The sequence below is a fragment of the Arthrobacter sp. ZGTC212 genome (assembly GCF_002929255.1).
Taxonomy (GTDB): domain Bacteria; phylum Actinomycetota; class Actinomycetes; order Actinomycetales; family Micrococcaceae; genus Arthrobacter_B; species Arthrobacter_B sunyaminii.
The window spans coordinates 1-23,366 of the sequence record NZ_PJIJ01000004.1; the positions used below are offsets into that span (position 1 = coordinate 1).

At 63.5% G+C, this 23,366-nt stretch carries 17 protein-coding genes; 4 read left to right on the forward strand and 13 right to left on the reverse strand.

The genetic code is table 11. The features are described 5' to 3' along the window. Positions 1–344: 344 nt before the first annotated feature. The 3 genes from glgB to CXQ89_RS15625 are packed head-to-tail and all read right to left on the reverse strand — an operon-like array spanning position 345 to position 7,917. Positions 345–4,118, reverse strand: coding sequence for a 1,4-alpha-glucan branching protein GlgB (gene glgB, locus CXQ89_RS15615; RefSeq protein WP_104161948.1), 3,774 nt, complete (start codon positions 4,116–4,118; stop codon positions 345–347). Further along, complete coding sequence (treS, locus tag CXQ89_RS15620) at positions 4,115–5,884, reverse strand: maltose alpha-D-glucosyltransferase (RefSeq protein WP_104055924.1); 1,770 nt, start codon at positions 5,882–5,884, stop codon at positions 4,115–4,117. Before treS ends, glgB begins: the two co-directional genes overlap by 4 nt. After that, complete coding sequence (locus tag CXQ89_RS15625) at positions 5,884–7,917, reverse strand: alpha-1,4-glucan--maltose-1-phosphate maltosyltransferase (RefSeq protein ID WP_104055972.1); 2,034 nt, start codon at positions 7,915–7,917, stop codon at positions 5,884–5,886. The genes treS and CXQ89_RS15625 overlap by 1 nt, the downstream gene beginning before the upstream one ends. Before the next feature lie 209 nt (positions 7,918–8,126). Between CXQ89_RS15625 and glgP the strand changes: the two genes are divergently transcribed. Next, positions 8,127–10,751 (forward strand): alpha-glucan family phosphorylase, encoded by a 2,625-nt coding sequence (glgP, locus tag CXQ89_RS15630; protein WP_104161949.1) that lies wholly within the window; start codon positions 8,127–8,129, stop codon positions 10,749–10,751. Here glgP and glgX read toward each other — a convergent pair. The 6 genes from glgX to CXQ89_RS15660 form a co-directional block, all read right to left on the reverse strand. Continuing rightward, positions 10,748–12,892, reverse strand: coding sequence for a glycogen debranching protein GlgX (gene glgX / locus CXQ89_RS15635; RefSeq protein ID WP_104161950.1), 2,145 nt, complete (start codon positions 12,890–12,892; stop codon positions 10,748–10,750). The genes glgP and glgX overlap by 4 nt on opposite strands. Before the next feature lie 28 nt (positions 12,893–12,920). Then, a complete protein-coding gene (gene rlmB / locus CXQ89_RS15640; RefSeq protein WP_104055918.1) occupies positions 12,921–13,922 on the reverse strand; it encodes a 23S rRNA (guanosine(2251)-2'-O)-methyltransferase RlmB in 1,002 nt (333 codons plus the stop codon). A 124-nt stretch (positions 13,923–14,046) separates the two neighbouring features. Then, positions 14,047–15,501, reverse strand: a complete 1,455-nt coding sequence (gene cysS / locus CXQ89_RS15645; RefSeq protein ID WP_104161951.1) for a cysteine--tRNA ligase — start codon at positions 15,499–15,501, stop codon at positions 14,047–14,049. 38 nt (positions 15,502–15,539) lie between these two features. Beyond that, positions 15,540–16,052, reverse strand: a complete 513-nt coding sequence (ispF, locus tag CXQ89_RS15650; protein ID WP_104161952.1) for a 2-C-methyl-D-erythritol 2,4-cyclodiphosphate synthase — start codon at positions 16,050–16,052, stop codon at positions 15,540–15,542. A 2-nt stretch (positions 16,053–16,054) separates the two neighbouring features. Then, positions 16,055–16,819 carry a 2-C-methyl-D-erythritol 4-phosphate cytidylyltransferase gene (gene ispD / locus CXQ89_RS15655; protein ID WP_104161953.1) on the reverse strand — a complete coding sequence of 255 codons (765 nt, stop codon included), beginning with the start codon at positions 16,817–16,819 and terminating at the stop codon, positions 16,055–16,057. 150 nt (positions 16,820–16,969) lie between these two features. Beyond that, the gene (locus CXQ89_RS15660; protein ID WP_104055910.1) at positions 16,970–17,452 is read right to left on the reverse strand and encodes a CarD family transcriptional regulator; all 483 of its coding nucleotides are present in this window, start codon (positions 17,450–17,452) and stop codon (positions 16,970–16,972) included. Between the two features lie 267 nt (positions 17,453–17,719). Between CXQ89_RS15660 and CXQ89_RS15665 the strand changes: the two genes are divergently transcribed. Beyond that, positions 17,720–18,313 (forward strand): hypothetical protein, encoded by a 594-nt coding sequence (locus CXQ89_RS15665; RefSeq protein ID WP_104161954.1) that lies wholly within the window; start codon positions 17,720–17,722, stop codon positions 18,311–18,313. Positions 18,314–18,459: 146 nt separating this feature from the next. Here the strand turns inward: CXQ89_RS15665 and CXQ89_RS15670 are convergent, their stop codons facing one another. Together CXQ89_RS15670 and CXQ89_RS15675 are read right to left on the reverse strand one after the other, a co-directional pair. Continuing rightward, entirely contained in the window at positions 18,460–19,140 is a 681-nt protein-coding gene (locus tag CXQ89_RS15670) for a response regulator transcription factor (protein WP_104055906.1), read from the reverse strand. Then, positions 19,137–20,369 (reverse strand): cell wall metabolism sensor histidine kinase WalK, encoded by a 1,233-nt coding sequence (locus tag CXQ89_RS15675; protein WP_104104883.1) that lies wholly within the window; start codon positions 20,367–20,369, stop codon positions 19,137–19,139. The genes CXQ89_RS15670 and CXQ89_RS15675 overlap by 4 nt, the downstream gene beginning before the upstream one ends. Positions 20,370–20,555: 186 nt before the next feature. Between CXQ89_RS15675 and phoU the strand changes: the two genes are divergently transcribed. Beyond that, entirely contained in the window at positions 20,556–21,218 is a 663-nt protein-coding gene (gene phoU, locus CXQ89_RS15680; protein ID WP_104055970.1) for a phosphate signaling complex protein PhoU, read from the forward strand. An 82-nt stretch (positions 21,219–21,300) separates the two neighbouring features. On the opposite strand, the gene CXQ89_RS15685 is transcribed toward phoU, so the two are convergent. Then, a complete protein-coding gene (locus CXQ89_RS15685; RefSeq protein WP_104055902.1) occupies positions 21,301–22,053 on the reverse strand; it encodes a phosphoglyceromutase in 753 nt (250 codons plus the stop codon). 235 nt (positions 22,054–22,288) lie between these two features. Here CXQ89_RS15685 and CXQ89_RS15690 point away from each other — a divergent pair, with 235 nt between their 5' ends. Further along, positions 22,289–23,011, forward strand: a complete 723-nt coding sequence (locus CXQ89_RS15690; protein ID WP_258060156.1) for a class I SAM-dependent methyltransferase — start codon at positions 22,289–22,291, stop codon at positions 23,009–23,011. Positions 23,012–23,038: 27 nt separating this feature from the next. Here CXQ89_RS15690 and CXQ89_RS15695 read toward each other — a convergent pair whose 3' ends face one another. Continuing rightward, entirely contained in the window at positions 23,039–23,359 is a 321-nt protein-coding gene (locus CXQ89_RS15695; RefSeq protein WP_104055898.1) for a DUF2516 family protein, read from the reverse strand. Between the last annotated feature and the right edge of the window lie 7 nt (positions 23,360–23,366).

Here is a 23,366-nt window from a genome sequence, read left to right on the forward strand (position 1 = left end):
CGGAAACAACCAGTTCAACCAATTAAAATAATTGGTATCAATAAACTTGGCACACTATTGAGTTCTCAAACAACAGACTGCTTCCGGCACCAACAGGCTCAGATCCAAGGATCTTCCACTCTGCATCGCTCCGGAGCAACTTTTCAATCTTACCGCCCTGATCAGAGTCTGTCAAAACGGCTGTTCGTCCTTCCGGCGAACCGGATGGAGCCTAGGCTCCGTGACGCTCAGCTGTTCTCGTTGCCTCGATCAGCGCGGGTATTAACTCTAGCACGGTTTTGCGGCTGCGGTGATCAGGCCCGGAGCGGCTGCGCCCCGGGCCTGATCACCCTAAATTGCCCGGCCTAGACGTCCTTGGGCAACAGGTACAGCACACCCAACGGCGGTACAGTCAGCGTCGCCGAGGCAGGCTGTCCGTTGCAGGCTCCCTCTTCAGCGGTGACAACGCCCAGGTTGCCCACACCGGATCCACCGAACTCGGCCGCATCCGTATTCAATGCCTCCACCCATTCGCCGGCCCACGGCAGGCCGAGCCTGAAGTTCTCATGCGGGGCGCCGGCAAAGTTGGCGATGCACACCAGGGGGTTGCCCTGATGGTCGTACCGGATAAAGGACAGTGCGTTGCGGGCGCCGTCGTTCTCGTTGATCCACTGGAATCCGGCTGGCTCGTTGTCGCGGTCGAAAAGAGCCGGTGTATTCCGGTAGATCTCGTTGAGCTGGCGGACCAGCAGCTGCACGCCCTTATGCTGAGGGGTGTCGGTGAGGAACCAGTCCAGACCGTACTGTTCCGACCATTCCGCTTCCTGGGCGAATTCCGTGCCCATGAAGATGAGCTGCTTACCCGGGTGTGCCCACTGGAACGCCAGATAGGCCCGAACGTTGGCCAACTGCTGCCAGCGGTCGCCGGGCATCTTCCGCAGCAGTGAACCCTTGCCATGCACAACTTCGTCATGGCTGATCGGCAACAGGAAGTTCTCCGTATAGGCGTACACCAGGGAGAACGTCAGCTTGGCATGGTGGTACATCCGGTTGATGGGGTCCTCGGACATGTACTCCAGGGTGTCGTGCATCCACCCCATGTTCCATTTCAGGCCAAATCCCAGGCCTCCGCTGCTGGTGGGCTGGGTAACGCCCGGGAACGCGGTGGACTCTTCCGCAATCATCACGATGCCGGGGACACGGCGGTACGCGGTGGCGTTGACTTCCTGCAGGAAGGAGATGGCCTCGAGATTCTCCCGGCCGCCAAAGGCGTTGGGACGCCACTGATCGGCGGGCCGGGAGTAGTCCAGGTACAGCATGGAGGCCACGGCATCCACTCGCAGGCCGTCGATGTGGAACTCTTCAAGCCAGTAGATCGCGTTGGCGACGAGGAAGTTGCGGACCTCCCGGCGGCCGTAATCGAAAATGAGCGTGCCCCAGTCGGGCTGTTCGCCGCGGAGCGGATCTCCGTGTTCGTACAGCGTCTGCCCGTCGAATTTGGCCAGCGCCCATTCGTCCTTGGGGAAGTGTCCCGGCACCCAGTCCAGGATGACGCCGATGCCCGCCTGATGCAGCTTGTCCACCAGGTAACGGAAGTCGTCCGGATGCCCGAAGCGCGCAGTGGGAGCGAAGTAGGAGGTGATCTGGTAACCCCACGAGCCGCCGAACGGATGCTCAGCGACTGGCATGAACTCCACGTGGGTGAACCCCTGCCACTTCACGTATTCCGCCAACTGGTCCGCCATCTGGCGGTAGTCCAGGCCGAGGCGCCACGATCCGAGATGCACTTCGTAGACGCTCATGGGTGCATTGTGCGGGTCCCGTGCCGCCCGGGCTTCCATCCACTCGGCATCCTGGAACACGTAGGTGGACTCCACCACCCGGGAACCGGTCAACGGCGGAACCTCCGTGGCCTGGGCCAGGGGGTCGGCTTTGTCACGCCAGATTCCGTCGCTGCCGAGGATTTCATACTTGTAACGCGCGCCGGGTTCCACGTCGGGGATGAACAATTCCCATACTCCGGAGCCGCCCAGGGAGCGCATGGCGTGAATCCTGCCGTCCCAGGCGTTGAAATCGCCCTTGACGCGCACCGCCTGTGCGTTGGGTGCCCAAACGGCGAAGCTGACGCCGTCGATATCACCGAGGACAGATTTGTAATGGTGCAGGTTCGCTCCAAGCACCGTCCACAGCTTCTCGTGCCGGCCTTCGCCGATGAGATGCAGATCAATCTCCCCCAGCGACGGCAGGAACCGGTACGGGTCATCAAAGCGCTGCGCGCCAAGACCCTCGTAGGTCACTTCGAGCCGGTAATCGGGAACCTGGCCCGGACGATCAGCAGGAAGTGTGCCAACCCAAATGCCGTTGTACTCGTGCTGAAGCTCAACACGTGCGCCGGCAGTCACAGCGACTACCTGCTGGGCAAGGGGACGCAGGGTGCGGATCGTCACGAGGCCCTGGTCATCCACGTGGGCGCCCAGCACAGCGTGCGGCTGGTGATACCGGCCCTCGGACACGGCCTGCAGCACATCCGTGGAAACCGGCAGCGGGTTGCGGTGCGCGGGCACCACGGCAGCTTCGCCGGCGGCCGGTACGACGACGTCGTCCGCTTTCGCGGGCAGCGCGGATTCCGAAGGACGGTTCCCCTTAGGAGCGGAGGGTGGAGTCTTAGTCACTGAATTCTCTTCCTGGCTGCTCGTTCCGTGGACCTGCCTGCGTGCCTGTTCCAGAATCTGCCGAACGGCAGCGACCGGCACGCGGACCCAGTCGGGGCGGTTGCGTATTTCGTAGACAACTTCGTAAAGGGCCTTGTCCAGCCACAGGGCAAGGTACAGCGGATCGCTGCGGTTGATCTGTGTGCCTGTTTCCTTCTCATAGCCGCGGAGAAAAGCTTCGGACGCCGTAGCGGCCCAGCGTGCGGCTTCCAAGCCGCGGCGCTGCTGATCTTTGGAACTGGCAGCGTCACCTTCTCCGGGGCCTTCGACGAGCGCCACGCCGGCGGCGTAGTCAATGGACCGGAGCATGCCCACCACGTCGCGCAGCGGCACGTCCGGAACGCTGCGCTCAGCGGCCGGCCGCAGCGGCTCTCCTTCAAAGTCCAGCACCATCCAGCCATGGGTGCCTGATTTCAGCACCTGGCCCAAGTGGTAATCGGAGTGGATGCGCTGGAGGTTTGGCAGCTTTTCGAGGTTGCTGATCTGCCGGAGCAGGTACTCCAGCGGTTCGTCGTACTCCCCCACATAGCTCCGGGCTTCTTTCCATGCCCAGCGGATCCGGTTTTCAAGGGACTCGAGGAAATCGGAGCGTTCCGCCGCGCTGGGAGGCTGGCTGCCGAAAGCCTGTGCCAGCTGCTGGTGGATGCGCCCGGTGACTGCCCCCAGCTCTTCAGCCTCGGCGGTGAAATCGGAATTCGCCAGGGCGGCAGCGGAAGCGGGGCGCCAGGCATCTTCACTGTTGGGGATGAACTCGCGCAGGACGCTGAGGTCCCCGGCGACCCAGTCGCCGTCGTCGGCCAGCGGATCCCGCCAGCTCCCCGTCACCCAGCCAAAGGTGGTCGGCACGTCGGCGGAACCCATGGCAGTGAGCTTGGCGCTGACCTGTACATCGGGGCTTTCTCCGGCAGCGAGGACCCGATAGAACTTGATGATCAGCTGGTTGGGCCGGGCGGGCACCACCACGGAAGTGTTGGATTGCTCGCCCTTCATCAGCTTGGCATCCACCACGCTGTCAAAGGGCGGCCACTCGGCAAACCCGGCCAACGCGATGCCGTGGGTGTGGCCGTCCACCGAGGACGACTGCGAACGCATCAGTTCCAGCCACGCCGTAACGAATACCGGGTCAGCAGTACCGTCATAGAGCCAGCGCTCTCCCAGCTCGGCGTGCTGGGCACGTCCGAGCAGCGAATCGGCCAATTCGGGCACCGGGGTGCTGTGGTAGCTGACAGGGACATTGATGACGTCCGTTCGATGACCCGAGCTCACGGCGATGAGATGGACTTCCAGTTCCACAGCCCCCGCCGGGTCTTCCAAGCGGATGCCGCCCACCCTGTCCAGGGAAATTTCGCGGCCCTTCGCGGGGAACCATCGCTGCTGCGGCAGCCAGGCGGTCAGGAGTTCAGGCAGCGACGGAGTCAACTGGCTCATTTCTTCACGGCCTCCGAAATGGGAATGAGGGGAATCGCTTCGGTCAGGGGCGAGGAAGTGTTTGATTTCGGAGAGCGCAGGCGCAACCAGTAGAAATCGTGGCTGCCCAGGGTCAGGGTGACGGAACCGTCCGCACCGAAGGCCGGGAACGGGGTACCGCCAAAGGCGTCACGCAACCCGCGCCCGGCAAACTCGGGCAGGCTCACCGTGGCCGAAACCGGGTGCTGGGAGAGGTTGAAAATGCAGAACATGACTTCTCCCACCTCGCCTTCGGGATTATCCGCCGGCAGTTCGCGCAGGAACGCCAGGACGGACTCCGCCTCGGTGGGCACATTCCGGTAGGAACCGAGCCCGAACGCGGGGTGGGTCCTGCGGACCATGATCATCTGGCGGATCCAGTGCAGGAGCGAGCTGGAACTCGCCAGCTGGGCTTCCACGTTTACGTGGTTGTAGTGGTAGACCAACGACTGCACCACGGGCAGGTACAGCTTTCCGGGATCGGCGGTGGAGAAGCCGGCGTTGCGGTCCGGGTTCCACTGCATGGGGGTTCGCGAGGCGTCCCGGTCCTCAAGCCAGATGTTGTCGCCCATCCCGATTTCGTCGCCGTAGTAGAGGAACGGGCTGCCGGGAAGCGAAAGCAGCAGCGCATGGATCAGTTCCACTTCCGAACGGGAGTTGTCCAGAAGCGGCGAGAGCCGCCGGCGGATACCGACGTTGGCCCGCATGCGTGAATCCGGTGCGTACCAGCCGAGCATCGCCTGGCGCTCCTCATTGGTGACCATTTCCAAGGTGAGCTCATCGTGGTTGCGCAGGAAGGTTCCCCATTGGGCACCCGCCGGAATGTCCGGGGTTTCCTCCATCGTCTGCACAATGGGCGCAGCCTTCTGGTCGCGCAGCGCGTAGAAGAGGCGGGGCATGATCGGGAAGTGGAACGCCATGTGGCATTCGGGTCCGGTTTCGTCGCCGAAGTACTCCACGACCTCATGCGGCATCTGGTTGGCCTCCGCCACGATGACGCGTCCGGGGTAGTTTTCATCCACCATGGTGCGCAGGTCCTTGAGGAAGCGGTGTGTCGCCGGAAGGTTCTCGCAGTTGGTGCCGTCCTCCTCAAACAGGTAAGGAATGGCATCGGCGCGGAACCCGTCAATGCCCTGGTCGAGCCAGAACCGGACGACGTCGAAGATCGCCTCAACCACCTTGGGATTCTCGAAGTTGAGATCCGGCTGGTGGCTGAAGAAACGGTGCCAGTAGAACTGCCGCCGCACGGGGTCAAAGGCCCAGTTGGACTCTTCGGTGTCCACGAAGATGATGCGTGCGTCTTCATACTTCTGGTCCGTGTCGGACCAGACATAGAAGTCGCCGTAAGGGCCGTCCGGATCGCTGCGGGATTCTTCGAACCACGGATGCTTGTCCGAGGTGTGGTTCAGCGGAAGGTCAATGATCACGCGCACGCCGCGGGCGTGGGCTTCAGCCACCAGCCGTTTGAAGTCGCTGATGGTTCCGAATTCGTCCAGGACATCGTAGTAATCAGAGATGTCGTATCCGCCGTCCCGAAGAGGGGACTTAAAGAACGGGGGAAGCCAGAGGCAGTCAACGCCGAGCCACTGCAGATAGTCGAGTTTGTCGATCAGGCCGGTGAAGTCGCCGGACCCGTCCCCGTTGGCATCCGCGAAGCCGCGCACGAGCACTTCATAGAAAACTGCTTTGCGGTACCAGTGCGGGTCATTTGTGAGACCTGGGGCGTGCAGCTGAAACGGGTTGGGCACTAGGAGTTCCTCCGAACGGACAGGATGTGTGCAGGTTCAAAATGGGCGTCCAGCCGGACATAGTTGTGAGCTCCCCAGCGCCAGCTCTGGCCGCTGAGAAGATCATCCACCCAGAAGGTTCCGTCGTCGTTGAAGTCCTTCGGATCAAGGTGCAGTGCCCCCAGGTCCAGCGACACGCCACATTCCCGGGCGCTGTGCGGGTCCGTGTTCACCACGATAATCAGGGTGTCCCGGCTGGCGGGGTCCCCGGGGCGGACCTCCTTGTGCTTGGAGTACACCACGATTGACTCGTCTGTGCTGGAATGCACCGTCAGGTTCTGCAGATCCCCCAGGGCCGGATGTGTGTGCCGGATTTCGTTCAACCGGGTGATGTACGGGGCCAGGCTCCTGCCCTCCGCCTCCGCCGCAGCGAAGTCACGCTCCTTGTACTCGAACTTTTCGTTGTCGATGTACTCTTCGGCACCGGGACGGGCCACATGCTCAAACAACTCGTAGCCGGCGTAAACGCCCCAGAGCGGACTGGCTGTGGAGGCCAGAACGGCCCGGATCTTAAAGGCCGCCGGTCCACCGTACTGCAGGAACTCGGTCAGGATATCCGGAGTGTTTACGAAGAAGTTCGGCCGGAAGAATGCCGCAGTCTCAGACGAGACCTCGGTGAAGTACTCCTCCAGTTCCTTGCGGGTGTTCCGCCAGGTGAAGTACGTGTAGGACTGCTGGAATCCGGCCATGCCCAAGGCATGCATCATGGGCGGGCGGGTGAATGCCTCGGCCAGGAAGATGACCTCCGGATGCTTTTCATTGACCGTCTTTATCAGCCATTCCCAGAACCTCAGGGGCTTGGTGTGCGGATTGTCCACGCGGAAAATCTTGACGCCGTGGCCGATCCACATCAGCACGATCCGCAGGATCTCCTCCGACAAGCCGGTGAAGTCGTTGTCGAAGTTCAGGGGATAGATGTCCTGGTACTTCTTCGGCGGGTTTTCGGCGTAAGCGATTGTGCCGTCCACGCGTGTGGTGAACCATTCCGGATGGCTGGTCACCCAGGGATGGTCCGGGGACGCCTGCAGGGCAAGGTCGATAGCCACTTCCAGACCCAGTTCACGGGCCGTGTCCACGAACGCGTCGAAGTCCTCGAAGGTACCGAGATCCGGATGGATGGCGTCATGGCCGCCCTCAGCGGAACCGATGGCCCAGGGGGAGCCGGGGTCTCCGGGGCCGGCGACAAGCGTGTTGTTGGGCCCCTTCCGGTGGGTCACGCCAATTGGATGCACCGGCGGAAGGTAGATCACGTCAAAGCCCATATCCGCTACCCGCTGCAGACTGCGCGCGGCACTGCGGAAGGTCCCGGAAGTCCACTCCCGGGTTGCGGGATCCAGTTTTGCGCCCTCGGAGCGCGGAAAGAACTCGTACCAGGCACCGCGGCCGGCAAGCTCACGCTCAACGTGGAGGGGGAAACGGGGGCTGCTGGTCACCAGGTCGCGGATCGGTTCCCGGTCGAGGACCGCAAGAACAGCATCGGAAGCTGCTGCCGCCAGGCGGTCCTCCACGGGCAGACCGGTGTCGGCGAGCGCTGCTGCCGCAGCCTCAAAAATCCGTGCGCTGTCACCGGTGCGCTCCTGCGCGGCATCCCGGAACAGGGCAGCCCCTTCCGCGAGCATCAAGTCTGTGTCCACGCCGGCATTGATCTTCACTTCAGCGTTGTGGTGCCAGGTGGAGTACAGGTCAGCCCAGCCCTCGACGGCGAAGCTCCAGGAGCCGGTACCTTCAGGCCGGAGCAAACCGCCCCACCGGTCCAGGCCGATGCCCACCGGGTGCATCCGCACCCGCTGTATCTCGGTGCCTTCAGGGTCATACAGCACTGCGCTGACGCCCACGAGGTCATGGCCTTCACGGAAGACCGTGGCCCCGATGACGAGGTCCTCACCCGGTATGGCTTTGGCCGGAATGCGGCCGCATTCAACCACCGGGGTCACGTTGATGATGGGAATCCGGCCGAACCGGAGTTCCTCAGCGGGCAGGTCATTGGATGGCATCGCACTGGAACTGGTCACAGACTAGACGTTAGCGACATTCCGGGCAGAATGCTAAGCCAACGTACTTTCTGGGGTTTTGCCGCAGGTGGCGGCGGGTATTGGCGAGTTTTTCGCGCAGCACCGACACAGAGACTTAATTGGCAGAAATCTAACAGATTCCAAGCACTACCCATGCCATTCGGGGTTCGTTTTGCGCTAGCGTAACCCGGGTGAAGGCAATTCGAAGGTTTACCGTCCGAACCGTCCTCCCCGACAGCATTGCTCCCCTGAGTAAGCTGGCCTCAAACCTGAGGTGGTCCTGGCATGAGCCCACCACCCGGCTCTTCGCCGACCTTGACCCGGCGGCTTGGAAGGCCAGCGGGCATGACCCGGTCAAGTTCCTCGGGTCAGTGAGCCGCGGCAGCCTCGAACGGCTGGCACAGGACGCTGGACTCGTTCAGCGTATCCAGGATCTCGGTGCCGATCTGGATGCCTACCTGACCGCCCCGCGCTGGTATCAAACACTGGGTGAAGACGCACCGCATGCCGTGGCTTATTTCTCCCCCGAGTACGGCATCAGTGCCGTCCTGCCCCAGTACTCCGGCGGCCTGGGCATCCTTGCAGGCGACCACCTCAAGTCGGCCTCGGATCTGGGTGTCCCCCTGATAGCGGTCGGCCTGCTCTATCAGGCCGGGTACTTTAAGCAGGCGCTGTCCCGCGACGGCTGGCAGCTGGAAACTTACCCCGTGCTGGATCCCAACGGCCTGCCGCTGACACTGCTGCGCGAAGAAGACGGCACCCCCGCCCGGGTCAACCTCCCGCTGCCCAATAACCGCCGGCTTTCCGCGCAGATTTGGCGTGCCGACGTCGGACGCGTTCCGCTGCTGCTGCTGGACTCGGACGTTACCGGCAACGACGACGCCGCCCGCGGCATTACGGACCGGCTCTACGGCGGCGGCGGAGACCACCGCCTGCAACAGGAGCTTTTGCTGGGCATGGGCGGCGTCAAGGCGCTGCGGGTTTACGAGCGCCTGTCCGGCACTGCGGCCCCTGAGGTGTTTCATACGAACGAAGGCCATGCCGGGTTCCTGGGCGTTGAACGCATCCGCGAACTGATGGACAACGGCATGGGCTGGGAAGAAGCCCTGACCGCAACCCGTGCCAACACTGTCTTCACCACTCATACTCCCGTCCCTGCGGGCATTGACCGCTTTGACCAGTCCCAGATCCGGCATTTCTTCAGCGCCGGGCTGGCGCAGTCGGTCCCGACGGACAAGGTCCTCGCCCTGGGTGCTGAAAGCTATGACGGCGGTGATCCCGGCAAGTTCAACATGGCCGTAATGGGCCTTCGCCTGGCCCAGCGTGCCAACGGCGTGGCCAAGCTGCACGGAAAGGTGTCCCGGGAAATGTTCTCGGGCCTGTGGCCCGGGTTCGATATCTCCGAAGTGCCCATCACCTCGGTGACCAACGGCGTGCACGTGCCCTCCTGGGTTGATCCGGAACTCACCAAACTGGCCCGCGAGAAGTTCGGTGTCGCCACGGTTCACGACCGCGACTGGAGCCGGGCCTACGAGATCAGCGACAGAGATCTGTGGGACCTTCGGCGCCGGCTGCGTTCCAACCTGATCGATGACGTGCGCCGCCGGGTGCGTGCCGCCTGGCGCAAGCGCGGTGCCACTGATGCCGAGCTTGCCTGGACCGAGAACGTGTTGGACCCGGACATCCTTACCATCGGGTTCGCCCGACGGGTCCCCACTTACAAGCGTCTGACCCTTATGCTCCGGGATCCCGCCCGGCTGAAAGCCCTCCTGCTGCATCCCACCCATCCGCTTCAGGTGGTGGTTGCCGGCAAATCGCATCCCGCCGATGAGCAGGGCAAGCGCATGATCCAGGATCTCGTCCGGTTTACCGATGATCCGGAGGTCCGGCACCGCATTGTGTTCCTCCCCAACTACGACATCGCCATGGCACGAACGCTGTTTCCCGGCTGCGACGTGTGGCTGAACAACCCGCTGCGGCCGCTGGAGGCATCCGGCACCTCGGGCATGAAGTCTGCGATCAACGGAGGACTGAACCTCTCGATCCTGGACGGCTGGTGGGACGAGATGTTCGACGGCGGCAACGGCTGGGCCATTCCCTCCGCCAACCCGACCCAGGGAGCGCGCACGAGGGAGGTTTACGGACCGGACCAGCGCGATGATTTGGAAGCGGCAGCACTGTATGACCTGCTGGAAAACGCCGTGACGCCCATGTTCTACGGAAAGGAACCGCCCGCGGAGGCTGGTTCCGCCGGCCCTTCGGATGCACCGACAGGCTCCCTGCCCAGCGAATGGCTGGAAATGGTCAAGCACACGCTGGCCGATCTGGGGCCGGCGGTGTCTGCGAACCGCATGCTGCGCGACTACGTAAACCAGCTCTACCGCCCCGCCGGACAGTCCGGGCGTGCTGCTTCCGCCAACGGGTACGCAGCAGCGAAGGAACTGGCGGAATGGATCACCCGAATCCGCGACGGCTGGTCCGCTGTCTCGGTGGAACATGTGGATTCCATCGGCATCACCGATGACCCGCAAATCGGTGACCAGCTGAAAGTGCAGGCCTACGTATCACTGGGCTCCCTGCGTCCGGAGGACGTTAGCGTGGAAGTGGCGTACGGCAAGGCCCTGGAAAATGACCAGCTGGCGGACCCGCGGACCGAGGAGCTGGTCCAGGCAGAGGACCTCGGCTCTGGCCGCCACATGTTCTCCGGCACGATCGGCATTGAGCAGGCCGGCCCCTTCGGGTACACCGTGAGGGTGCTTCCGGTGCACGCAGGGCTGGCTTCCAAAGCGGAACTGGGGCTGGTGGCCAACGCCTAGTTGGCCCTTCCGGCATCTGGGCGACAACCCAGATGCCGGTACAGGCTCACTGAGTTGGCCGGCAGGATGTCCTTCTCCCCTCCGCGCAGCCGCAAGCCGGTGCGCTCCTGCGCATCGGCGGCGGTGCTCAGCAGCAGTTCATAGGAGTGGTTTTCGTCGCGGGCTGCACCTGATCCCTCCAGGGCCTGAGCCTCGGGCAGGGTGAATTCGGTATCCTCCAGCGAGCCGTTCAGGACCATGAGGCCCTTCAGCATCCCGTTCCGGGAGCTCACCAGCAGCTGGACCACCCGGGAGCTTGGATCCTCCCACCTGTCCAGCGCCATGGGCTGGCCGAAAACATCGAACCACAGCAACGATGCTTCATTGGCGTCCGCCGGGAAACGGTACGGCTGCGAGGCGAGGAACTCATGGCGCAGGCGCAGCAATGTGCGCGTGGTTGCCAGCATCCGGCGGCCGCCCTCGTCCAGGTTCCAGTCCAGCCACGTGAGGGGGCTGTCCTGGCAGTACGAGTTGTTGTTGCCCTGCTGCGTGCGCCCAAGTTCATCGCCGGCCGTGATCATGGGAACTCCCAGGGACATCAGCAGGGTCGCCATGATATTCCGGGCGCTCTGCGCCCTTCGGGCCAGGACATCCCCGTCCGGGGTGGGGCCTTCGACACCGTGGTTGTAACTGCGGTTCTCACTGCTGCCGTCCCGGTTGTCTTCACCGTTGGCCTCGTTGTGCTTGAGCTCGTAGGACGTGAGGTCCGCCAGGGTGAAACCGTCATGGGCAGTAACCATGTTGATTGAAGACAGCGCGGTGCGTCCGGAGCCGGCGAACACCTCTGCCGATCCTGCGAGCGAACCGGCGATCCGTGCCACCGAGCTTCCCATGCCGCCGGCGTCCAGCGCGGCTTGATCCCGGAGCCAAAAGTCCCTGGTGGTGTCACGGAACCGGTCATTCCATTCGGCCCAGCCGGGCGGAAAGTTTCCCGTCTGCCACCCGTCGGGTCCAATGTCCCAGGGCTCGGCGATGAGCTTGATCCCCTGGAGCACGGGATCAGCCGCGACTGCCACCAGGAACGGATGCCGGCGGTCAAAACGGCCGTCTTCATCGCGGCAGAGCGCAGGTGCAAGGTCAAAGCGGAACCCGTCCACCTGATAGTCCTGGACCCAGTGGCGCAGCGAGTCCAGGGCCATTTGGATCACCCGCGGTTGACTGAAATCCAAGGTGTTGCCGCAGCCGGTGGTATCCAGGTAGCGGCCTTCGCCGTCGTGCCGGTAATACTGTTTATCGCCCAGGCCCCGCCAGCTCAGCGCCGGCTGGTCCTTGGTGCCTTCGGCCGTGTGGTTGTAGACAACATCCAGGATGATCTCAAGGCCTGCCTCGTGCAGGGATTTGATCATGCTTTTGACCTCGTCCTGCACCGCCTTGGGCCCTGCCGCCTGCGCTGCCTTGGTGGCGTAGGCGGTGTGCGGGGCGAAGAAGCCGAGGGTGTTGTAGCCCCAGTAGTTGGTCAGGTTGAGCTCACGCAGATGGGCTTCGTCGGTGTGAAAGTGCACCGGCAGCAGCTCCACCGCGGTGATGCCAAGCTCTTTGAAGTGATTGACCATCACGGGATGCCCCATGCCGGCGTAGGTGCCGCGCAGCTCCTCGGGGATGTCCGGATGGAGCATCGTCTGTCCCCGGACGTGGGCCTCGTAGATGACGGTGTCGCGCCACGGGATATGAGGCTGGCGTGCCTCGCCCCAGTCAAAGGACGGATCCACATGGACGGAGAAGTACAGGGGGACGCCGTCCGGATGCGGAACTTCGTCAATTCCGCGGCCGTAGGGGTCCAGCAGGAGCTGGAAGCTGCCGGGCCTGCCCGGCAGCTCCTTTCCCGCAGGCCAGAATCCGTAACGGCTGCCGTAGGACAGACCGCTCACGCGGCCGTGGTGGATTCCCGCAACGGATTCACCCAGGGGCGCCGAGGACCAGTCTCCCGGCGCCCTTTCAAAATGGATCTCGACGCCGGTGAGACCGGGTGCGTAAACAGAGACATTGGCGGTTCCCGGCACCTCATCAACACCGGGAACGGAATTCCTTACGCCAAGGGGAAAGGGCCGTGAAACCCGCCGCGCGGCGGCTTGGCCCTGCTTAATGCTGGTCAAGTCTGCCATGCTGCCTCCGGGATGACTCCGCCTTGGATCAGGCGGAACGCTGCCGTGAAATCTCGTACAAACTGATGCCTACCGCCATGGAGGCGTTGAGCGACTCCATGGCTGAATCAATGGGGATGGACACAATCTGGTCGCAGTTTTCGCGGACCAGGCGGGACAGTCCCTTGCCCTCGGAACCAACGACAATGCAGACCGGGTCCTTGGCCAGGACGATGTCCGGCAGTGACACGTCGCCGTCGCCATCCAGGCCGAGGACAAAGATGCCCATTTTCTTGAAGGTCTTCAGGGTGTTGTTCAGGTTGCCTGCGCGGGCCACCGGAACGCGGACGGCTGCACCGGCGCTGGTCTTCCATGCGGACGCAGTCATGCCCACCGCGCGGCGTTCCGGAACAACAACGCCGTGGGCGCTGAAGGCGGACGCGGAGCGGATGATGGCACCCAGGTTACGAGGATCGGTAATACCGTCCAGCGCCACAAACAACGGTGCGTTGCGGATGTGGCCCTTCTTCCAGGCCTCGATCGTTTCTGCTGCCAAATCCGTGGGGTCAGCGTATTCATACGGCGGGATCTGCAGCACGAGGCCCTGGTGCACGGCATCGTTCGTCATGCGGTCCAGCTCGGGCTTGTGTGTTTCCATCACGGGCAGGCCGCGGTCGGCCGCCATCTTGAGGGATTCACGCACGCGGTCATCCATGTCGATCCGGACAGCGACGTGCAGCGCCTTGGCGGGAATGCCTGCGCGCAGGGCCTCCACCACTGAGTTGCGGCCGGTGACGACTTCCTCAGCCACCTTGCCGCGGACGTTGGTGCCGCTGCGGCCGCCGGCGGCACGGTTGTCGCGGGAATCCCCGCGCTTGGCTGCCGAACGCTCGGAGAGCTGCTTGTTCTTAAACGCCTTGTGGTAGGGGCGGTCTTCGGCTTTGGGCGTGGGTCCCTTGCCCTCAAGGGCCTTGCGGCCCAATCCACCGGTGCCCCCGCTGGGGCCCTTTTTGGCTTTACGCATTGCGCCGGGACGTCCGTTGTTGGCCATCGATTACACCTTAAACCTAGAAGAAAGCATTACTTCTAGTTTACGCAGGCTCACGGCCCTGCGTGTTCCACGCCCCGCAGTGTACTCCGAAAGCAAACATTCCAGGCTCACCCTCTGGACGGAATCAGCCCTGGGCCATACTCCAGCTGGCGCCGTCTGCGGTGTCTTCCACGGTGATGCCCGCGGCTGCGAGCGAATCCCGAATGGCGTCGGCGCGGGCCCAGTCCTTGGCGGCGCGGGCGGCCCGCCGCTCTTCCAGCTGCGATTGGACCAGTGCGTCCAGGGCCCGGTGTTCGGTGCCCGTGCCTGTTTGCGGCTGCCGGACGTCATCCAGGCCGAGAACACCCGTCATGGTCAGCACCGCGTGCAGCGCCTCACGGACGGCGTCGGTATTGCCCTCGGCCAGGGCGGTGTTTCCGGCACGGACGGTATCGTGCAGCGCTGCCAGCGCCTGAGGAACGTTGAGGTCGTCATCCATGGCTTCGGCGAAGGCCGCCGGCATGGCATCAATGTTCAGGACAAAGGCATAGTTTCCGGCGCCGTAGACCTTGGCGTGCGCCTTGGCGATAAACCCGTCGATCCGCTCCACGGCTGCTGCTGCCTCCTGCAGAGATGTGGGCCGGTAGTCCAGCACCGACCGGTAATGTGCCTGGCCCAGGTAATACCGCACTACCCGGGGTGTTGCTTCGGCCAGCATGTCCGCCGGGCTCACCGTGTTGCCGATGGACTTGGACATTTTTTCGCCCTCGAAGGTGACCATGCCGTTGTGCATCCAGAAGTTTGCGAAGCCGTCGCCGGCTGCCTGCGACTGGGCCATCTCGTTCTCATGGTGCGGGAAGCGCAGGTCCAGTCCGCCGCCGTGAATATCGAACTGCGGGCCAAGGTACTTGGTGACCATGGCCGAGCATTCCAGATGCCAGCCGGGCCGGCCCTTCCCCCAAGGGCTGTCCCAGGCAGCCGTCTGGGGCTCGCCCTCCTTGGAGCCTTTCCACAGTGCGAAGTCGCGCGGATCGCGCTTGCCGCGGGGGCCGGCGTCGGGCGCTGCCTGCATGTCGTCAATATTCTGCCGGGTCAGCGACCCGTACTTGTTCCAGGACCGGACGTCGAAGTAGACGTCGCCGGAATCATCCAGCGCCGGATAGGCGTGGCCGGCGTCGATCAACCGTGCAATCAGCGCATGCATTTCCGGGATATGGCCGGTGGCGCGTGGTTCGTAGGTGGGCCGCTGGACGCCGAGGGTGTCATAAGCCTTGGCGAATTCCTGCTCGAAGCGGTAGGCCAGCGCCCACCAGGGCTCGTTGGGAACGACGTCGGCGGAGGGTTCGGCACCCATGGATTCGGCGGATTTGGCCAGGATCTTGTCATCAATGTCCGTCACGTTGCGGACAGTGGTGACCCGGTAGCCGCGGAACTGCAGCCAACGGGTGAGCTGGTCAAAGGCAATGGCGGAGCGGATATGCCCCACGTGCGGCCGGCCCTGCACAGTGGCGCCGCAGTAGTACAGGCTGACCTCGCCCTCCTTCAAGGGAACAAAGTCACGGACCTGCGCGGAAGCGGTGTCATAAAATCTCAAGCTCACCGCTCTAGGCTATCGCGCCGGGGCGCCTCCGCGGCGATCTAGATGTCGCGCAGGGACTCATGCACCAATACGACGACGGCGGTTGCCACGGCTGCGATGCCCTCGCCTCGTCCCGTGAACCCGAGAGCATCGGTGGTGGTTGCGGAAACGCTCACCGGTGCGCCGGCTGCACCGGAGAGCACTGCTTCAGCCTCTGCGCGGCGCGGGGAGAATTTGGGCCGGTTACCGATCAGCTGCACCGCCACGTTGCCGATCTCAAACCCGGCGCTGCGGACAATCCGGGCGGCTTCGCCCAGCAGCGTCAGCCCCGAGGCACCCGCATATTCAGGCCGGTCCGTACCGAAGTGGGTACCCAGGTCTCCGAGACCGGCGGCGGAAAACAGGGCGTCCGCCGCCGCATGGGCCACCGGATCGCCGTCGGAATGGCCCGCAAGTCCACGCTCGCCGTCCCAGAGCAGTCCTGCCACCCATAGGGGACGCGGGGCGTCGACGGGAGCGAACGCATGGACGTCCACACCGATGCCGGTGCGGGGAAGGTTCACTGCGGGCATGGTCAGTCCTCCTGACAATTCTGTTCCTGAGCCAGGACTGCTTCGGCCAGAAGCAGGTCCAGCGGCGTAGTGATCTTGAGGGATGTCTGAGAGCCTTCGACAACGTAAACCACTGATCCGAGGGATTCAACGAGCATGGCGTCGTCGGTGACTGCTGCGGCCTGTGCGGCGTCGAAGTTTTCAGCTGCCGAATGCGCACTGCGCAGCAGCGCGGCGTCAAAACCCTGGGGCGTCTGCACAGCTCTAAGCGCGGAACGGTCGGGGGTGCCCGTCACAGTCCGTGAGGCGATGCCTGCCTGCCCGGGTGCTGTCGGCGCGGTTGACTTGATGGTATCGGTGACGGGAACGGCAGGGATGACCGCCTCCGCGCCCGCGGCCAAGGCTGCCGCGACCCGGTGGAACACCTCAGGCGGAGTGAGTGGCCTGGCTGCGTCATGGACCAGGACCGAGTCGATGTCCGAGGGAAGGGCCTGCAGGGCAGCCCGGACAGAGTGGGCACGGGTTTCCCCGCCGTCAACGACGGCGAGCGGCACGCTCATCCCGGCTTCAGCGCAGAGGGAACGCAAAAGCGTGTCCCCTGATGGAACTGCCACGCTGACCGCGGCGGCAACCCCGGATGCTTCCACACCCCGCAGTGCCCGGGTCAACAGTGCGACGCCGGACAGCGGCACCTGGGCTTTGGGGATCCCGTAGCCCAGCCTTTGGCCGGAACCGCCCGCCACCAAAATGACACCGATGCGTTGACGGGATGAAGTGGTTGTTGGCACCCCTTCAGCCTAGTGCCCCTCGGCCGGGCAGCGTATTCGGGCGCCACGTCCGGGAGCCGGGCATGAAAGACGTACTTTAACGACAAAATGCCGGTCCCAAAGGACCGGCAGCGTGCCGTAGGTGCTGCGTTCTATCTTGGATGCTGCTGCTTAGCTTGCCAGGACCTTGTCCAGAACAACTGCGGCCTGATCCTCGTCCGTCTTTTCGGCCAGCGCAAGTTCTGAAATCAGAATCTGGCGGGCTTTTGCGAGCATGCGCTTTTCCCCGGCGGAGAGCCCACGGTCGTGGTCGCGGCGCCACAGGTCACGAACGACCTCTGCCACCTTCACCACGTCACCGGAAGCCAACTTCTCCAGGTTCGCCTTGTAACGGCGCGACCAGTTGGTGGGTTCTTCAGTGAGCTCGGCCCGCAGCACGTCAAAAACATGCTCCAAACCTTCTTTGCCCACTACGTCCCGAACCCCAACGAGGTCGACGTTCTCAGCCGGTACTTCTATGGTCAGATCACCCTGTGCCACCTTAAGCTTGAGATACATTTTCTCTTCGCCCTTGATGGTCCGCATCTTGATCTCTTCGATCTTCGCGGCACCGTGGTGAGGGTAAACAACTGTTTCGCCAACCTCAAAAACCATGTGGACTTTCCCCTTTCCCAACCTCTAGTTTACCATGTGTGCGATACGCCGAGTAGAGTTTTCGCAGGTCAGGTAGTCGATCGTCATCAGGCTGAGTATTATTTGGACCCTATTTCCCATTCCCACCTGCGGCGATGCGTCCTCCTGGGCCCAGCTTTACGTCCCCCGCAACGGCCCAAAATCCAACATTTTGAGGGTTTGCCGATAGGCTAGGCACAAAAGAAACGCCGCCGGTCGAGAGACCGCAATACCCCAGGAGTTTGTGCTGTGAGATTCACACCCAAGAACCGGGCGCAGCGAGCAGCTGCCGCCGGTGTAATTGCGCTGGCCGTACTGGGAGTCTCCAGCTGCAGTGCCGTGAACGAGCAGGCAACGGTGCGCGAGTACTCCCCGTCTGACGGAATCGTCGAAAACGTCGGAGACGTGGAGCTGCGCAACATCCTGATGGTCAGCAACGGCGACGGCGAAGAGGGCCGCCTCCTGGGCACAGTGGTGAACGCCTCCTCCGAGGACGTTGAATTCTCGCTGGCCAGCGGCGGCACCACCCTTACCTGGAACATTGAAGCCGGAGACAAAGTGGTCTTCGAAGACGCAGCTGCCGCCGAGGTGACTGTGCCGAACGTGGACGTGAAGCCGGGAACCGGACTGCGCGGCGACGCGAGCAACGGCACCGAGACCGTCGAAGTGAACATCCCGGTTGTCGACGGAACCCTGGCTGACTACCGCGAGTACCTGCCGACGCCGTCGGCTGCGCCGTCGGACGTTGCCACCATGGTTCCCTCCGACGAGGCCGGCGCTGAGCAGGACACAGGCGTTGACACCGGAGTTGCGGAAACGCCTGCGCCGGTGCAGTCCAACTAGTTCATCAGCTTGTGCCGGCGCAATGCCGGCAGGGATAAGGGATCATGGCCACCGGGCCTGGTCCCTTTTTCCGTGTGCGACGTTTTCAGTGTGAGACGGATTTTCCGTGTCGGGCAGGCCACGGCGTAACGGGACCCGTGAGCCGGTCAGGCTTCGAACTTGTAGCCCAGCCCGCGCACCGTCACCAGGTGGCGCGGCAGCGACGGATCCGGTTCAATCTTCCCGCGCAGCCGCTTGACGTGGACGTCAAGTGTTTTGGTGTCACCTACGTAGTCCGCGCCCCACACCCGTTCAATCAGCTGGCCGCGGGTCAGAACGCGGCCGGAATTGCGAAGAAGCAACTCGAGCAGCTCAAACTCCTTGAGCGGCAGCGGCACGTTCTCTCCGTTGACGCTGACCACGTGGCGGTCCAGATCCATGCGCACGGGTCCTGCCTCAACGGACGGTCCGGACAGTTCCCCGCTGTCGCTTCGGCGGCGCAGCACTGCCCTGACACGGGCCAGCAGTTCGCGGGAGCTGTAGGGCTTGGTGACGTAGTCGTCAGCCCCCAGTTCCAGGCCCACGACTTTGTCGATCTCTCCGTCCAGCGCTGTCAGCATGATGATGGGGACGTCGGATCGCTGGCGGAGTTGCCGGCAGACTTCAGTGCCGGATTGGCCCGGAAGCATCAAGTCCAGCAGCACGAGGTCCGCGCCGCGCCGGTCGAATTCCGTTACGGCATCATTACCGTTGTCCACGACCTGGACCTCGAAACCTTCCCGTTCCAGAAGATAGGACAGCGGGTCGCTGAAGGACTCTTCGTCTTCAACCATCAGGATCCTGCTCAAGCACTGACTCCTTGTTCGCGCGTTCCTCCGCCGGCCGGCGGGGTTGCCTTCCGTGCACGGGCGCCGGCGGCGTCCGATTGCTGCTGCCTCTCCGCGGACGGCTCAGCGGACTCCATCTCCGGCAGCCGGACCGTGAAGGTGGAACCCTGCCCCGGCTGGGACCAGAGGTTCACCTCCCCGCCGTGGTTGGAGACGACGTGCTTGACGATGCTCAAACCCAGGCCCGTGCCGCCGGTGTGCCGTGACCGGGCACTGTCGATGCGGTAAAAACGCTCAAAAATCCGTTCCTGGTCCTCGGGGTTGATCCCCGGCCCCTGGTCGGTAACCGAAACCTGCGCCATACCGTCGCGGGACCGCAGGCCGATACCCACCCGGCTCCCCTCCGGCGAATATCGGATGGCGTTGTCGATCAGGTTACGGAAGGCCGTGGTCAGCATCTTCGCGTCGCCATAGACAGCGCCGTCAACGGAGCCGCCGACGACGACGGTTGTCTTGCGGTTCTCGGCCGGCAGCCGGTTGGCTTCCACCGCCTCGGCAACGAGCTGGTTCAGGTCCACCTCACGGGCCCGGTCCACCATGTCGGTGCTTTGCAGGCGTGAGAGTTCGATGATGTCCTGGACCAGCGACGTGAGCCTCGCGGATTCCTTGCTCATTCTGGCCGCAAAACGCCGCACTGCTTCTTCGTCACCTGCGGCGTCATCCAAAGCTTCGGAAAGAAGCGAGATTGCTCCCACGGGGGTCTTCAACTCATGGGATACGTTGGCGACAAAGTCATTGCGCACCTCTTCGGTGCGGGCGATTTCGGTGTGGTCGTCCGCGAGGATGAGGATGTACTCCTCCCCCACGGTTGCCACTCGAACCTGCAGGATGGTGCTGCCCTGGCCCAACGGTCCACGCTGCAGCTCCAGCTGCCGTTCCTCAATGACTCCGTCACGCCGGACCCTGGAGGTCATAGCCAGCAGTTCGGGAGGCACGAGGGTGTGCCCCCGGACCAGTCCCAAAGCGTAGGCGCCCGGACTGGCCCGCACCACGCCGTCGACCGCGTCCACCACGATGTAAGCCCGGCCAATGGCGGCCAGCACTTCCGCTGCTCCGTTGGGGATGGCCGGGTCATCGTTTGCGGCAAGCTCTTGGCGCTGGCGCCGGCTGGACACATACGCAAGCACACCGGAAACGCCCACGGCCAGGCCGAGGACCCCGGCAATCAGGCCCAGCAATACAGGATTCACTCTCCTAGCTTAGGCTGACCGCGGAAATGCGGGAGGCTTCTCCGGTGGCATAAGCTGATCCGTTAAACTAACGTTCATCAAAAGAAGCCCAACCGTTAACCGTTAACTGAAATCCTGCCAGCATGGCCGCGATCAACAGCTGCGGACAACCAGGGCAGGATGCTGCACAACCGAAAGGACGCCGAAGTGCGTAAGGTTTTTCAAGCCGAGCTTCATCAGATTGGCGAAGAGCTGACCCAGATTTCCGAGCTCGTCACCGAAGCGATGCAGAAAGCCACCGCAGCCTTCGAAGGCGCCGACACTGAACTGGCGCAGGATGTCATTGCCGCCGACGCGCGCATCGACTTCCTTCAGAATGACCTCGATGAGCGGGCCATCGATGTCCTCGCACTGCAGGGGCCGGTGGCCAGCGACCTGCGCATGATCGTGGGCTCCCTGCGGATGAGCGCCTCACTGGAGCGGATGGGTGACCTGGCGCGGCACATCGCCCAGCTGGCCCGCCTGCGCTACCCCGAGCATGTGGTGCCCGAGCCCATGGTGGAAACCTTCAGCGAGATGGCGCGGCTGGACATCCGTATTTCCGAGCTGCTTACTGAGCTGCTCGAGACGCGGAACCTGGAACTGAGCAATGACATCTACGCCTGCAATAACCGGATCAACGAGCTCCACGCCGGCGTCTTCAAGGCCATTGCTTCGCCGGACTGGAACGTGTCCGCGGTCAGCACCGTTGACCTCACCCTGGCCAGCCGCTACTTTGAGCGCTTCGCGGACCACGGCGTCTCGGTCACCCGGAAGGTTAATTACCTGGTGACCGGCGAGTGGCAGCCGATGTCCGAGTCCAGCCGCTAAACATCGAGGAACAACAACAGGAAAGGGCGGCCCCGCGGGGCCGCCCTTTCCTGTTGTTCCCAGCAGAAGCCGGGAAAGACGCTTACTTCTTCTTGCCCTGGTTGGCCACGGCCTTGATGGACGCCGCTGCGGCCTCCGGATCCAGGTACGTGCCGCCGGCCTTGACCGGCTTGAGGTTTTCATCCAGTTCATAAACCAGCGGGATGCCCGTGGGAATGTTGACGGCTGCGATATCCGCGTCGCTGATGCCGTCCAGATGCTTGACCAGGGCACGCAGCGAGTTGCCGTGCGCGGCGATCATGACCGTCTTGCCCGACTTGATATCGGCGGAGATGTCCGACTCCCAGTACGGCAGGAACCGCTCCAGGACGTCCTTGAGGCACTCGGTTCGCGGCAGCTCGTCCTGCGACAGATCGGCGTAGCGCGGATCATGTGCCTGCGAAAAATCGCTGTCATCGGGCAGGGGCGGCGGCGGGGTGTCATAGGACCGGCGCCAGAGCATGAACTGCTCCTCGCCGTATTCCGCCAGGGTCTGGGCCTTGTCCTTGCCCTGAAGGGCACCGTAGTGCCGCTCATTCAGCCGCCAGCTGCGCTTTACATCGATCCAGATGCGGTCCGCCGCGCCCAGGGCAATGTTGGCGGTGTTGATCGCACGCTGCAGCCGCGAGGTGTAGAGGATGTCGGGGAGGATGTCCGCTTCCACGAGCAGCTCGCCGCCGCGGAGCGCTTCGGCCCGGCCGAGGTCCGTCAGATCCACGTCCACCCAGCCGGTGAACAGGTTCTTTTCATTCCATTCGCTCTGGCCGTGGCGCAGAAGGATCAGTTTGTAAGTCATATATGTCATCGTAACGGAGGACACCGCACCGGGGGCAGGGTTGCGTCCTGGCGGCCAACGTTACGGCTTACTTTGGGTGCCTGCGCGACGTGAACCCTCCCGGGGCACAGCCTTAGTCCGCTGCACGCGGTCCGGGGACCCGGTTGCGGACAAGTAACATTGTTTAGTGCAAAAACTGCAGAAACCCGTAGGAAATGTGACCAGGGGCACTACAAACCCCAACAGACTACGACGGGTGGACCGCTGGTTGGCCGGCCCTCAGGGGTGGCGGCTGCGCAGAGCGGCAGACCCGCTGATTGTTGACCTCGGTTACGGGGCCGCCCCGACCACCGCCGTCGAGCTTCATGCCCGCCTGGGGCGGGTCCGTCCCGATGTCGAGATCATGGGTATTGAGATTGACGCGGCGCGGGTGCGCGCGGCGAAGCCCCTGGAACGGGACGGCCTCTCCTTCCGGCAGGGCGGCTTCGAGCTGCCGGCGGACGGACGGCGTCCGGTCATGGTGCGGGCGTTTAACGTGCTCCGGCAGTATTCGGAGGACGAATACCGGGCGCACTGGGACATGGTTCTCTCGCGGCTCGCTCCCGGCGGCATCTTCGTGGACGGCACCTGTGACGAGATTGGCCGGCGCTCCACATGGGTGGAACTGGATTCCAACGGGCCGGTGTCCCTGAGCATCTCCCTGCGCTTTGGTGCTTTTACGCTGCCCTCGGACGTGGCCGAGAGGTTGCCCAAAGCTTTGATCCACCGCAACGTCCCGGGCGAAAAAGTCCATGCCCTGCTGCAGGCCATGGACCAGGCATGGCTGGCGGCAGCGCCCCAGGCCTCCTACGGCAAGCGGCAGCGCTGGCTGGCAATGTGCGCGGACCTGCGTGCCTCCGGCTGGCCGCTGATGACCGGCCCGGCCCGCTGGCGGCTGGGCGAAATCACCGTCGCATGGGACGCCGTCGCCCCGAGCTGAGCCGCCTTTTGAGCGTTTGTGGAGCCGTTACCAGCGCCCGTAGGGGCCGGAGTTTCCGCGGCCGGAACCGCTGACCGAAGGCTTGACGTCAGCCAAGTAGACGCACGCTGCCACCAGTGCCGCCAGGGTGAAGGGCAGCAGCGCGCCGGGGGTAAGGGAGCTGAACACTCCGACAGCCGTAGAGGCACCGGTCATGCCCAGCCAAAAGCCCTTGGTCCGCTTGTCCGCAGCCTCGAACATTTGCGGCTTGCGGCGCAGCGCGTCCGAAAAGGCCCACAGCGCAATGATCAGAGTAGCCAAGCCGAGGACTTGGTACAGGATGGGCTCAAGAAGCAGAACGGCAATCACCGTTTCA